10 protein-coding genes are annotated in these 13391 nt (G+C 68.4%); 7 read left to right on the top strand and 3 right to left on the bottom strand.

Features of this window, described 5'->3' with window-relative positions; translation table 11 throughout:
- Positions 1 to 218: hypothetical protein (locus tag KA383_18960; GenBank protein MBP7748199.1), on the top strand; the 218-nt coding region annotated here is incomplete at its 5' end.
- 87 nt (positions 219 to 305) lie between these two features.
- Here the strand turns inward: KA383_18960 and KA383_18955 are convergent.
- A complete protein-coding gene (locus KA383_18955; protein MBP7748198.1) occupies positions 306 to 2999 on the bottom strand; it encodes a bifunctional acetate--CoA ligase family protein/GNAT family N-acetyltransferase in 2694 nt (897 codons plus the stop codon).
- A gap of 352 nt (positions 3000 to 3351) precedes the next feature.
- On the opposite strand from KA383_18955, the gene KA383_18950 reads away from it, so the two are divergent.
- Entirely contained in the window at positions 3352 to 6774 is a 3423-nt protein-coding gene (locus KA383_18950; GenBank protein ID MBP7748197.1) for a response regulator, read from the top strand.
- 46 nt (positions 6775 to 6820) lie between these two features.
- Complete coding sequence (locus KA383_18945) at positions 6821 to 8350, top strand: AAA family ATPase (protein ID MBP7748196.1); 1530 nt, start codon at positions 6821 to 6823, stop codon at positions 8348 to 8350.
- 42 nt (positions 8351 to 8392) lie between these two features.
- Here the strand turns inward: KA383_18945 and zupT are convergent, their stop codons facing one another.
- Positions 8393 to 9199 (bottom strand): zinc transporter ZupT, encoded by an 807-nt coding sequence (zupT, locus tag KA383_18940; GenBank protein MBP7748195.1) that lies wholly within the window; start codon positions 9197 to 9199, stop codon positions 8393 to 8395.
- Positions 9200 to 9387: 188 nt separating this feature from the next.
- Positions 9388 to 10140, bottom strand: a complete 753-nt coding sequence (gene rsmD, locus KA383_18935) for a 16S rRNA (guanine(966)-N(2))-methyltransferase RsmD (GenBank protein ID MBP7748194.1) — start codon at positions 10138 to 10140, stop codon at positions 9388 to 9390.
- On the opposite strand from rsmD, the gene KA383_18930 reads away from it, so the two are divergent.
- The 4 genes from KA383_18930 (at position 10127) to KA383_18915 (ending at position 13342) form a co-directional block, all read left to right on the top strand.
- Entirely contained in the window at positions 10127 to 10822 is a 696-nt protein-coding gene (locus KA383_18930) for a UvrB/UvrC motif-containing protein (protein MBP7748193.1), read from the top strand. The two genes, rsmD and KA383_18930, sit on opposite strands and share 14 nt — an antisense overlap.
- A 132-nt stretch (positions 10823 to 10954) precedes the next feature.
- The gene (locus KA383_18925; GenBank protein ID MBP7748192.1) at positions 10955 to 11857 is read left to right on the top strand and encodes a hypothetical protein; all 903 of its coding nucleotides are present in this window, start codon (positions 10955 to 10957) and stop codon (positions 11855 to 11857) included.
- 37 nt (positions 11858 to 11894) lie between these two features.
- The gene (locus KA383_18920; GenBank protein ID MBP7748191.1) at positions 11895 to 12323 is read left to right on the top strand and encodes a hypothetical protein; all 429 of its coding nucleotides are present in this window, start codon (positions 11895 to 11897) and stop codon (positions 12321 to 12323) included.
- A complete protein-coding gene (locus tag KA383_18915) occupies positions 12320 to 13342 on the top strand; it encodes an HD domain-containing protein (GenBank protein MBP7748190.1) in 1023 nt (340 codons plus the stop codon). The genes KA383_18920 and KA383_18915 overlap by 4 nt, the downstream gene beginning before the upstream one ends.
- The last annotated feature ends 49 nt before the right edge of the window (positions 13343 to 13391 follow it).

Genomic DNA, 13391 nt, shown 5'->3' with positions numbered 1-13391 from the left:
GCGTGATCCCGCACGGCGGCGGGCTCGTGGGTGACCTGAACTGCGACGGGCAGGTGGGCTTTGGCGACATCAATCCGTTCGTGCTGGCGCTCACCAACCCGGCTGCGTACGCGGGGCAGTTCCCGAGCTGCAACATCATGAACGGCGACATCAACGGCGACGGGTCGGTCGGCTTCAGCGACATCAACCCGTTCGTGAACCTGCTGACAGCACCGTAGCCGGAGTGCTGACCTGAAACGCACCGAGGCACGGGCAGGCAACGCTTGTCCGTGCCTCGTGCGTTTGTGCGGACGGGAAACGGCGCGTCACGTCAGCCGCAGGCGCACCTCACACCGGCCGGTTTCCGGCAACGGTTTGACCGTGAAGCCGAGGCGCGTGGTCAGATTCAGCATCGCCTGGTTGTCCGCGAGGACCTCACCGACGATCTCCTGCGTGCCGCGGCTCTTGCAGTAGCGGATCATTTTCTGCATAAGGGCGCTGCCGAGCCCGGAGCGCTTCAAGTCCGAGCGTACCATGACCGCGAAATCGGCCTTGGTGTTGTCGGGGTTGCCCACGGTGCGAACGACCGCCAGCGTCTCGTCCTCGCCGGACGCGTTCGGCGCAATGGCGATGAACGCCATCTCGCGGTCGTAGTCGATCTGGGTCAGCCGGGCCATCTCGCTCGGCGGCACATCGCGTGTCACGCCGAGGAAACGAAAGCGCAAGTCGTCCGGCGTAATGCGCGCGATGAACTCCCGGTGCGCCGGTGCGTCCTCGGGACGGATCGGGCGTACGAAGACCTCGCGTCCCGAAGGCAGCCGGATGGTCTCCTCCAGCTCGCGCGGATACGGGCGGATTGCGAGTCGTTTGGCGCCAGCCGCCCCGGCAGTTCCGGCGGGCGCGATGCGCACGCGGGCGTCCAGGGCGAGCACGCCTGCGCTGTCCGCGAAGAGCGGGTTAATGTCGAGTTCGACGATTTCGGGGCGGTCGACGATCAACTGCGAGATCTGGATGAGGGTCATGCAGATCGCGTCGAGGTCGGCGGGCTTGCGGTCGCGGTAGCCCTTGAGGAGACGGTAGACGCGGGTGCGCGCGATCATGTGCCGCGCGAGGCTCATGTTCATCGGCGGCAGGGCGGTGGCGCTGTCGGCGATCACTTCGACGGCGGTGCCGCCGCGTCCGAACAGGATGACAGGCCCAAAGATCGGATCGGTGCTCACGCCGATGATCAACTCCAGGGCGTGCGGCCGCTGCGCCATCTTCTGAACCGTGAAGCCGCTCAGCCGCGCGTCCGGGAAGCGCTTGTTGATACGCGTCTGCATGGTCACTGCGGCGGTCCACACGTCGTCGGACGCGTCGAGCGCCAGTGCGACGCCGCCCACATCCGATTTGTGGGTGATATCCGGCGAGAGGATCTTCAGCGCCACCGGGAAGCCCATCTGCTCGGCCATCTGCGCGGCCTCGAAGGGGGTCGCGGCCACGCGCGTCTCGACGACCGGAATGCCGTATGCCGCCAGTAGCTGTTTGGCCTCCGGCTCGGTGAGCAGGTCGCGGTCCTCGGCGAGCGCGGTCTCGATCACGGCGCGGGCGGCGCCGGGTGTGGGTGTGAAGTCGGTGGGCGCCGATGGGGGCGTCTGGGTCAGAATCTCCTGATTTCGCCGGTAGCGGACCATGTGCATGAAGGCCCGGACCGCGCTCTCGGGGGTGTCGTAGGTGGGGATGCCGGACTGCGCGAAGATCTGGCGGGCGCGGCCGGCGGCCTCGCCCCCCAGCCAACTGGTCAGAATGGGCAGCCGGGCATCGCGGACGATGTCGACGATTCCGCGGGCGGCGTCCTCGGGCGGGGCGACCGCGCTGGGGGCGTTCATCACGAGGATGGTGTCGATGCCCGGGTCATCGAGCAGAATGCGCAGCGACTGGGCGTAGACGCGCGCGTCGGCGTCGCCCACCATGTCCACGGGATTGCCCTGGGACCACGTGCCGGGCAGCAGGGCGTGCAATTTCCGCATGGTCTCGTCGGAGAATTCCGCGAGCTGCCCGCCATCGGCGATCAGGGCGTCCGTGGCGATGACGCCCGGGCCGCCGCCGTTGGTGAGAATCGCCAGGCGTTCGCCCCTGAGAGGGCGGGCGCGGGCGAGCGTTTCGACCGCGTCGAACAGCTCGTCGAGGGTGAACACACGCAGAATACCGGCACGCCGCAGCGCGGCATCGTAGACGTTGTCGGCGCCGGCCAGGGCGCCGGTGTGCGAGGCCGCGGCGCGGGCGCCTTCAGCGTAGCGGCCGGCCTTGATCGCCAGCACCGGCTTGTTGCGTGACGCGGCGCGGGCGGCCGACATGAACTTGCGGGCCTCGTCGGCGCCGATCGATTCCATGTAGAGCAGGATGGCAGTCGTCTCGGGAGTGCTGCCGAGGTAGTCGAGCACGTCGGAAAAGTCGACGTCGGCACTATTGCCGAGCGAAACGAAATGTGAGAAGCCGATGCCGCGTGCGCGGGCCCAGTCGAGCGTCGCCGTGCAAAACCCGCCGGACTGCGACACGAAGCCGATCGACCCCGTCTGGATTTCGGTGTGCGCGAACGTGGCGTTCAACCCCAGCTTGGGCACGAGCAGGCCCACGCAGTTGGGGCCGAGGATGCGCAGCAGGAAGGGCTGTGCGGCGGCGAGCATCGCGTCCTGCACCGTGCGACCGTCGGGCATCCGCACGTTGGAGAGGCCGGCGGTGATGACGATGGCGGCCCGCGTGCCGCGCTCGCCGAGTTCATGAATCAGACCGGGCACGGTGGCGGGTGGCGTGCAGATGACCCCCAGGTCGGGCGCGACCGGCAAATGGGCGACGTCCGGATACGTGAGCACGCCGGCCACCGCGGGGTACTTCGGATTCACCGGCATGATCGGGCCGTTGAAGCCGGCCTTCAGCAGGTTTCGCATCACGACGCCGCCGATGCTCAGCGGGCTGTTCGATGCCCCGATAACGGCGACGGAGGTCGGCTTGAACAACGAATCCAGGTTGCGGACGCTCATCGGTGCTCTCCGTTGCGAGCCCGGTAGTGTAGCGGGATGGCCCACAGATTCCACACGGCCCGGCGCGTGGAATCGCCTGGTCGCCGGCGCTGGGTTCCCCCGGGCGCTGGCAGCGGCCGGCGCTGGTCCGGCCGCGCTCTGCGCGTTTAAGCCCGCGCGAGGTGACGCAGGGGGAGTTCCGTGTTATCAGACGCGCCCGAGCGTCCAGAATGGTGTTCGGTGGCGGAAACGGGCAGCGAGTGCCGTTCGGCAATATCCGATGAATAGGGATGCCCGTCGCAGTGTTTGCGCTGGACCCGCGCACGCGCGGCGGGGTCGCGGCCGTGCCGTGCCGCGTCGTCTGGAAGTGCTGATGACGTTGCGCAAGAAGACGCTCGCGGCGATTGGCGTGACCCTGGTCGTCCTGGTTGCGCTCCTGGAAACGACTGCGCGACAGATCCTGCGGCGCAGTTTCGGGCACCTTGAGACCGAGAGCGTGCAGCGCGACGTGCAGCGCGCCGTCAACGCCCTTCAGAACGTTATCGCCGGACTGAACAGCAAGGCGGGTGACTGGTCCAACTGGGACGACACGTACGAGGCGGTTGAGACCGGCGATCCGGCCTACGAGGCGTCCAATCTCACGGCGACAGCGTTTGTCGACCTGCAAGTCCACCTGATTGTGATCGTCAACACGCGCGGGGAGCTCGTCTACGGCAAGTTCTACGACTTCCGCAGCGGCGCACCGCGCGCGCCGGCTGCCATTTTCCAGCAACAGGTTCCACCGGGCGACGAACTGCTCCAGCCGATGCACACGGGTGAGGGCATTGCGGGTATCCGCATGCTGCCCGAGGGTCCGCTGATGTTCGCGGCGCGGCCGATTCTGACCAGCGCGGGCACGGGCCCGCCGCGCGGGACTCTGATCATGGGCCGCTTTCTGGATGAAGCTGAGTGCACGCGGCTCTCCGCGATGACCGAGTTGACCTTGACGTTACAGGCGCCGGACGCGGCCGAGCTGCCCGCGGACATGCGGCGCGCGGCAGCGGCTCTGGGCCCGGGTCAGGCAGTCGTGGTGCAGCCGCTGAGTGACGAGGCGGTGGCCGGCTACACGCTGGTGCGAGATTTGCAGGGGCGACCGGCGCTCGTGCTGCGCGCCCAGACGAACCGCGGGATTCACCGGCATGGGCAGCTCAGCACGCGCGCCCTGCTCGGTGCCGTGGTCGTGGCGGGGCTGGTCTTCGGGGCGCTGACGCTCGTGCTGGTCGAGCGCCTGGTGCTGGCGCGCGTCGCAGGCCTGAGCGCCGCTGTGCAGGCGATCGCGGCGGTGGGGGACTTCTCGGCGCGCGTCGCCGCGCCGGGTGCCGACGAGCTGGCCAGCCTGGCGGGCACCGTTAATGGGCTGCTGGCCGCGGCGCAGGAATCCGAGCGGGCCTTGTGTGAAAGCCAGCGTCACATCACGACCCTGATGAGCAACCTGCCGGGCATGGCGTACCGTTGCCGCAACGCGCCCGACTGGCCGATGGAGTTCGTGAGTGAAGGCAGCCGTGAACTGACCGGCTATCACCCGGCCCAACTGACGGGGCAGGGCGGTAGGCCGTTCGGCGAGCTGATTCACCCGGACGATCGCGAGCACGTATGGCGGGAAGTGCAGGCGGCGCTCGCGCAGGGCCGGTCATTCCGGATCACCTACCGGATCATCGCGGGCAGCGGCGAGGAGAAGTGGGTTTGGGAACAGGGGCGGGGCGTGCACGCGCCGACGGGGGCGCTGCTGGCGCTCGAAGGTTTCATCGTCGACGTCACCGACACGAAACGGCTGGAGGAGGCGGTCCGCGCGGCGAACGAGTACAACCGCAGCCTCATCGAGGCCAGCCTCGACCCGCTGTTCATCATCAACCGCGATGGCAACATCACCGACATCAACGCCGCGGCACAGGCCGCGACCGGACGGCCGCGCGCGGAGCTCCTCGGGACGGCGTTCGCCCGGCTGGCCAGCGACGCGGCGCAGGCGCGGCGGGCCTACGAACAGGCGTTCGAGCGCGGGGCGGCCTGGGATTTTCCGCTCGAGCTGCGGCATGCGGACGGCGGCCTCACGCCCGTGCTGTGCAATGCCTCGGTCTACCGCGACTTCGCGGGCAACGTCGTCGGGGTGTGCCTCGCGGCCCGGGACATCACCGAGCGCCGCCGGGCGGAGTGCGAATGGGAGCGTGCGAACGCCGCGGCCGCGGCCGCGAACCGCGCGAAGAGCGAGTTCCTGGCCAACATGAGCCACGAGATTCGCACGCCGATGTCCGCCATCCTGGGGTACATCGAGCTCGTGGCGGACGGTTGCGAGAAGCGCTGCGACTTCGGGCGGTCCCCGCTGGGGCAGTACGTCGACACGATCAACCGCAACGCCCGCTATCTGCTCCAACTACTTAATGACATCCTCGATCTGTCCCGCATCGAGGCCGGCAAGATGCAGCTCGAGATCGTGCCCTGTGCGCTGCTCGAGCTGCTGGCCGACGTCGAGACGCTCATGCAGGTGCGGGCGACCGCCAAGAACCTGACGCTGCGGTTCACCGGCGACGGCCTGCTGCCTGAGGTCATCGCGACCGACCCGACGCGCCTCCGGCAGGTCCTGGTCAACCTCGTGGGAAACGCGATCAAGTTCACCGAGCGCGGTTCGGTCACGGTCGTGGCCCGCTTGGTCGAGGCGCCGCCGGACGGTTCCACAACCACCGCGGGCACCCCGCCGGCGCAGGGCTGTGCGGCTGGGCCGCGGCTCCACCTGGCGGTCCAGGATACGGGCATCGGCATCGGCCCCGAGCAATTGGCGCGGCTCTTTGAGCCGTTCTCACAGGCCGACAGCTCGATCAATCGCAAGTACGGCGGCAGTGGCCTGGGCCTCTCGATCAGTCGCCGGCTGACGGAAATGCTGGGCGGGGAACTGACGGTCGAGAGCCAGCCGGGCGTGGGCAGTACGTTCCACGTCACGATTCCCGTGGGGCCGCTGGAGAGCGTGTCGCTCGTGGAGTACCGGCGCGCGGCGCCGGCGGCAATACGTACCTCGCAGCCCGCCGTGCCGCGCCTGCGCGGGCGCGTGCTGCTGGTCGAGGACGGCCCCGACAACCAGCGCCTCCTCGCCACCCTGCTCACGCGCGCGGGCGCCGAGGTGACCACGGCCGAGAACGGCGCGCTGGCGATCGAGGCCGTCCAACGGGCCATTGCCAGCGGCCAACCGTTCGGCGTGATTCTCATGGACATGCAGATGCCGGTGCTGGATGGGTACCGGGCGACGCAGCGTTTGCGGCAGCAGGGCTACCGCGGGCCAATCGTGGCCCTGACAGCGCACGCGATGGCGTCGGATCGCGAGAAGTGCCTGGCGGCCGGGTGCGATGACTACATGACGAAGCCGATCGAGCGCGAACGGCTGTTGCTGCTCGTCGCGCGCTACCTGGGGACCGGGGAGCAGACCACCTCTGCCATGCCAACCGCGCCCGCCGCGAGCCCGGCGGTGACGCCTGATCCGCCGATTGATTCCGCCGCGCTGACGGCCCGCGTGCAGGGTTGCGTGGGCGAGTTGCGGACGGCGCTGCTGGCGCTGCAGTGCTGCCTCGCGGATGATGAGCAGCTCACGCTGGAGGCGCTGGCCCGGCACCTGGTGCACCCTGCGCCCAGAGTGGACGGTGGCCCCGGCGACCAGGACGACGCGGCGAGCGGTGGCACGTCGGACGCGCGCGTTGCGGTCGAGCGGGCGGAGCAGGCCCTGCGCGAACTGACGGCGCTGTGTGGCCGCGGCCGGTTCCCGATGCCGCCTTGACCGCGTGGGTCTGGTTCGGTTGTCACGGCCGGGCGGGAACGGTACCTTGCCGCGCATTCGCGTCCGTGACGTGACTTGGGCGGACGGCATGAACGACTACGCCGAACTGGAGCAGCTCGTACGGCTGGGGCACGTGTGCATCAGCATCCACACGTTTGAGGAGGACTACGCGCTCGGCGTGCTGCGCGAGCTCAGCCTGCAAATGAACCGGCCGCTGTGGCTGTGGTCGGTCAGCGGCGGCGTGCAGGACGGCTTGCTGAGCAGCAGCGTGCCGATTCCCGCGACGGAGACGCCGATCGCCGGATTGACCCACTTTGCGCATCTGGCGCCGCACCCCCTGTGTGTCACGCTCGATCTGGCCAGCCACCTGCGCGACGATCGGACGCTGCGCGTACTGCGGAACCTGCTGCACCGCCTGCGGAGCACCGGCGGTCAACTCGTGCTGATCGATTATCAGGAAGAGCTGCCGGCGGTGATTGCCAGCTACGCAACCCGTTACCACCTGTCGCTGCCGGACGAGCAGGAGCTGGAGCAGCTCGTCATCGACACTCTGCGGCAGGCGAATCGTGAGCGGCCGATCGAGATCGATATCGCGCGCAGCGGGCTGCGCACGATCATCCGCAACCTGCGCGGCCTGACGCGCCGGCAGGCGGCCCGCATCATCGCCGACACGATCGCGGACGATCGCCGGTTCGACGAGCACGACATCAACGCCGTCGTGGCGGCGAAACGGCGGGTGCTGCAGCAGGGCGGGCTGCTGGAGTACATCGAGACGCCGGTCAGCCTGGTGGAAATCGGCGGTTTGCGGAGGCTGAAGCGCTGGCTGGAACAGCGGCAGAATGCACTGACCGATCAGGCGGCGCGGTTCGGACTGACGCAGCCGCGCGGCGTGCTGATGCTCGGTGTCCAGGGGGCGGGCAAGAGCCTGTGCGCGAAGGCGATCGCAACGGCCTGGCAGCAGCCGTTGCTGCGGATGGACGTCGGCGCGTTGTACGATCGCTACGTCGGCGAATCCGAGCGCCGGCTGCGCGAGGCGCTGCAACAGGCCGAACGCATGGCGCCGCTGATCCTGTGGATCGACGAGATCGAAAAGGCCTTTGCCTCGGCGGCCAGCCGGAGTACGGATGGCGGCCTGTCGCAACGCATGTTCGGCAGCCTGCTGACCTGGATGCAGGAGCACCCGGCGCCGGTGTTCATCGTGGCGACGGCGAACGACATCGACGCGCTGCCGCCGGAGCTGCTGCGCAAGGGGCGGTTCGACGAGATCTTCTTCGTGGACCTGCCCGACCCGGAAGTGCGCCGCGAGATTCTGGCGATTCATCTGCGCAAGCGGCAGCGCGATCCGGCGGCGTTTGACCTGGATGCGCTGGCGGACGCGGCGGACGGCTTCAGCGGGGCCGAGCTGGAGCAGGCGGTCGTCGCCGCGCTGCACGACGCGTATGCTTCGAAGACCGACCTCGCGACCGTGCATCTGCGGCGGGCGCTGGCCGCATCGCCGCCGCTGTCGGTGACGATGGCCGAACGGGTCGCCGCGCTCCGCGCCTGGGCCCACGCGCGCTGTGTCCCCGCCGACTGAACCGGCAAGATGGTCTCAGGTCCTGACGCCTTTTCAGAGGTGTCACAGCAGCAGCAGGCTGATCGCCATCACGGCCATGCCCGCCATGACGCCGTAGATCACCTGGTGCGGCTTGCCGTACTCCCGGGCCGTGGGCAACAACTCGTCCAGCGAGATGAACACCATGATCCCGGCCACGCCCGCAAACAGGAACCCCATCATCTGCGGGCCCATGAAGGCGATCAGGAATACGTAGCCGAGCAGGGCCCCGGCCGGTTCCGCCAGGCCGGACAACAGCGAGTATCCGAGCGCCTTCCGCCGGCTGCCCGTGGCGTAGAAGATCGGCACGGAGACCGCGATGCCCTCCGGGATGTTATGAATCGCGACCGCCACCGTGATGGACAGGGCGATGCGCGGCTCCTGCAGCGCTGCCGCGAAGGTGGCCAGCCCCTCCGGGAAGTTGTGGATCATGATCGCCGCAGCCGACAGCAGCCCCATCCGCATCAGCTTCTGCCGCTTGACCTCCTGCGTCATCTCTTCGACGCGCCGGGGTTCATGCGGGTTCTCGAATGATGGAACCAGCCGGTCGATCGCCGCGATCACGAGCATGCCGGCGAAGAACCCGCCGACCGTCGCCCAACCGGAGGCGCTCTCGCCGAAATCGGTTGACAGAGCCGCGCGGGCCTTGGCGAGGATCTCGACAAACGACACGTAGACCATGACGCCGCCGGAGAACCCCAGCGACCACGACAGGAAGCTGGCGTGACTGCGGCGGGTGAAGAACGCGAGGGCGCTGCCCACGCCCGTGCACAGCCCCGCGAAGGTGGTCAGGCCGAAGGCACGCAACAGGTCGGCCGTCTCGTAGGCCATCGCGACCGCGTCTCCTGCATACGCCCTGGCGCGCCGCGCCGGCGCTGGGCGCCATGCTACTCTGAGTTGCTAATCAATGCGAAGGGGCACGGCAACGGGGGCGGACGGTCCCCAGCGAAGCGGTCGGCTGCCTTGCGGCCCTTCGAGCGTGGCGGGTTGAAGGAGGTTCCTGACACGGCCTCCCGTGTTCACGTCGCCAGCGCGAGCAGGAGCAGGCGCATCTGCCCAAGAATGCGTTCGTCCACGCAACGCAGCGTCCGCCAGGCGCCGGCCGGCGGCGCGGGAGCCCGCGCCTCGTGGCGGAACACCAGCAGCCCGTCCGGGGCCAGGCTCGGCGCCAGACGCTCCAGCAAATCCAGGATCGTCAGCGGGTCAGTCGCGTCCCGGTACGGCGGATCGACGAATACCAGCCCGAAGCCCCCTGCACACTGCGGCGGCCGCATCGTCCACGCATTATCGGTCAACACGGTGCACGCCCCGTCCGCGCCGAGCCGGGCGATGTTCTGTCGCAGATAGCGCAGCGCCCGGCGATCCTGCTCGACGAACGTGCACGCCGCCGCGCCGCGGGACAGCGCCTCCAGACCCAGGCTGCCGGTGCCCGCAAACACGTCCAGCACCACGAAGCCCGGTAAACAGCCCGGCAGCGCGAAGCGGTGCCCCAGCACGTTGAACAGCGTTTCCTTCGCCCGGTCGGTGATCGGACGCGTGCTCTGCCCCGGCGGTGCGTCCAGGGTACGTCCGCGAAATCGCCCCGCGATGACCCGCACGATGCATGTCTCCCGGTCGTTCGGCGCTTGCTCGACCGCATCGCGAACGGCGCGGCCCACGCTGATGGAGCCCCGCGGACCGGTCGATACGCCTACTACGATGATACGCGATCTCCGCACGATCCTCGACGGGTGGAACTTCGAGCCGGGCAAGATCTCGGTGCGCAAGATCATCGGGCGCGATGGCCGCGAGAAGATCCAGACTCGCATTGACCTCGGCGTCCTGCAGCTCGAGTGCACCGGGCGGCCGGATGGCCAGGAGCCTCACGGTTGCGAGTCACTGCTGGAGTACTTCGAGCAGCAGCGGCAGGAGCACATCGACGTATCCGGCGACGACCAGGACTTCGTGCTTTCGCCGGAGGACTGCCGGGCCCTGCGCCACGAAGCCTATCTCTACTACCAGCGCTACCTCTCGCTGTTCGTGCTGGAGGAGTTCGACGGCGTCGAGCGCGATACCGCCCGCAACCTGCAGGTCATGGACCTGTGCGAGCGGTATGCCGCCGCGGAGCGCGACCGCATCATGCTGCGGCCCCAGCGGGCGTACGTCCTGATGATGAACACGCGCGCCCGCGCGCAACTGGCCGCGGCCCGGGGGCGCCACGCCCTGGCGCTGCGGCTGGTCGATGAGGGTATCGCGGCCATCGGTCGCCTCTGCCGGCGCGACGAGGACGAGGAGTACTGCGCCCGCGAGATCGACACGCTGCGCGTCCTGCGCGGCGAGATCCTGAGCCAGATGCCCGCCGCCGCCCCGGCGCGTTTGCAGGCCGAACTCGAGCAGGCCCTGGCTGTCGAGGACTACGAGCGGGCCGCGGCGCTGCGCGATCAGCTTGCCTCGGCCATGCCCGACCCCGATTGAGCCACGCCCTTCACCGTCGCACCACGTCGCAGAAAGGCATCACCATTGACGCCGTACGCCCGCCGGGCTACGGTGACATGTTCAGCGGTCACCGGCCAGGGGCCGCGTGTGAGAGTTCCGCGAGTGACGACGATGATGGTAAGATTCGCAGTGATGCTCGGCATCGGTTGGGGTGCGGTGGGGCTGCTGTGCTCGTGCAGCGAATCGCAGGAACCTCCCATCGGACGGGAGCGCACGCTGGGCGGCGTGAAGGAGGGCGCCCCGCTGCCCAAGAGCGTGGCGGACCCCGGCATTCTCCAGGATCCGGCCAACTACCAGCCCGCGAAGGTGCCCGGTGCCCCGGTGGCCCCGGTCACGGCGGAGCGCGGGGCGACTGAGGATGCTGGGAGCGGGCCCGAGGACGAGGTGCGGGCGGTCGTGACCCGTGTCGCCGAGGCGTTCAGCAAGGGCGATATCGATGTTGTCCTGCGGGCGTTCGATGCGGAGCAACTCGGACCGCTCGCGGAGCGGAGCGAACTGCTGGCCGCGACGCTCGAGAAGATGGCGCTGCTCGAGCGACTGCTGGGCGAGAAACTGAAGGTCGAGGAGGGTGAGGCGCAGGCGGTGATCCAGGGGCTGACCGCGGGCATGCTGCCCGCGCTCCAGATTGACGTGCTCGACGCGGAGCATGTCAGCGTGACCCCGAACCTGACCGCCGTGTTGTTCGGCCACGTGAAGGCAACGCCGGCGCTGCAGATGGTCCGCGCGGACGGCGAGTGGAAAATCCAGCTCGATGCGCCGCTGACCGAAGAAGACGTCACGCAAATCGTGGCGTACCACGAGCAGTTGCAGACGTCGCTCGATCAGGTTGTCGACTGGGCGGAGAAGGCTGAGACGATCGACTTCGCCGAGCTCCAGACCATGCTGACCAGAGTCATGACCGGCCAGCCGCTCGACGAGAGCCGCGGCCCCGATGCCGAGGCCAAGACGGGAGAGCAGACCGAGGAGCCGCGGCCGAGTCCGCGCGGTCGCGGCCGGGGCCGGCGGACGCCCTGAACGCAACTCGTCGCCCATTTGGGGCCACAGGTGTGCTGTGTCGCAACTGGCTCGCGAGGAAATTGAGCGTCTGACCGCTGCGGTGCGCACGCATGATCACCTGCGGCGGATCGTGGACGAGATTGAGCGTCTGCACCGCGTGGTCTTTCACGACAACGCGCGGGCCGACTGGGGCTTGGTACGTCGCTCCGCCGAGCAGATCCTGATCGCCGAGCTGGTCGGCCGCTACCAGGGCCAACCCGACGGAGTCTTCTTCGCCTTGCGCGCCCTCGAAGACAGCGGCCGGACCTGGGATGCCGCGCTCGCGGAACTCGCGGCCGCCATGCATTCCTACTACACCACCCCGCTGGGCATGGTCCTGCGGCAGGACATGTTCGGCGACGACGCGGTGTTCATTACGCCGGACGCGTACGAGTGGGCGGCTGCATTGCGGTCCCAGCGCGGGAGCGGGAAGAAGAAGCCATGACAACCGCGAATACGCCAGCACGCCGGAAGGTGTCGGAACTACAGGCCGGCGAGCGCGTCGCGGACCAGGTCTTCCGCGTGGCGCAGAAGGACTTGCGCACGACGACCAACGGCAGCCTGTACATCCACGTCGTCATTGCGGACGGCAGTGGCCAGATGCCGGCGCGCATGTGGCAGGCTTCGCAGGAGATCTTCGATTCGATCCCCGAGGGCGGGTTGCTGCACTTTCGCGGCCGCGTGGAGAACTACCGGGGCAATCGCCAGTTTATCATCGATGGTCTGCGAGGCGTCGAGGCGGGCAGCTTCGATCCGGCCGAGTTCCTGCCGACCACGAAACACGACGTGGACGCGCTCTGGAACCAGGTCAAGGATCTGCTCCGCCAGGTGCAGAACCGCGACCTGCTTGCGCTCTTGGGCAAGTTCGTCAATGACACCGAGTTCGTGGCCGCGTTCAAGCGCTGCCCGGCGGCGGTCCAGATGCACCACGCCTACGTCGGCGGGTTGGTGGAGCACACACGCAACCTGCTGCGGCTGGCGGAGGCGATCTGCCCGCTGTATCCGCAGGTCAGCCGCGACCTGGTCCTGACGGCCATCTTCCTGCACGACGCGGGCAAGACGCGCGAGCTCGCTTACAGCACGAACTTCGAATACACGAACGAGGGGCAGCTCGTCGGGCACATCGTGCAGTGCGTGCTCTGGATTCACGACAAGTGCCGTGAACTCGAACGCGAAACCCAACGGCGATTCCCCGCTGCCGTGGAGATGGCGCTCAAGCACGTCATCCTGGCCCACCACGGCAAGTATGAGTTCGGCAGCCCGCGCCTGCCGGCAACCGCCGAAGCGCTCATGGTCCATTATCTCGACAATCTGGATGCGAAGCTGGCGATGGTGTCGGAGGCCATCGCGGGCGACACGGACGCCAGCAGCGACTGGACGACCTACGTGCGAGCGCTGGAATCGCGAGTCTTCAAGCCGAACGTGATGGCGACGCCGGAGACCGGTCGGGCCGAAAAGCCGTAACAGGGGAAGCTCGCGGCCCCGGTGGAGTCTGTAACCAATTGACATGAAT

It is taken from the genome of Phycisphaerae bacterium (assembly GCA_017999985.1).
Taxonomy (GTDB): Bacteria; Planctomycetota; Phycisphaerae; order UBA1845; family Fen-1342; genus JAGNKU01.
This window is presented reverse-complemented; position numbering and strand designations above follow the sequence as displayed.

What these genes read in the sequence shown, in the direction of transcription:
- KA383_18955 (MBP7748198.1), bottom strand. Translation starts at nt 2,999, where the DNA reads ATGAGCGTCCGCAACCTGGATTCGTTGTTCAAGCCGACCTCCGTCGCC.
- KA383_18950 (MBP7748197.1), top strand. Translation starts at nt 3,352, where the DNA reads ATGACGTTGCGCAAGAAGACGCTCGCGGCGATTGGCGTGACCCTGGTC.
- zupT (MBP7748195.1), bottom strand. Translation starts at nt 9,199, where the DNA reads ATGGCCTACGAGACGGCCGACCTGTTGCGTGCCTTCGGCCTGACCACC.
- rsmD (MBP7748194.1), bottom strand. Translation starts at nt 10,140, where the DNA reads ATGATCTTGCGCACCGAGATCTTGCCCGGCTCGAAGTTCCACCCGTCG.
- KA383_18925 (MBP7748192.1), top strand. Translation starts at nt 10,955, where the DNA reads ATGATGGTAAGATTCGCAGTGATGCTCGGCATCGGTTGGGGTGCGGTG.
- KA383_18915 (MBP7748190.1), top strand. Translation starts at nt 12,320, where the DNA reads ATGACAACCGCGAATACGCCAGCACGCCGGAAGGTGTCGGAACTACAG.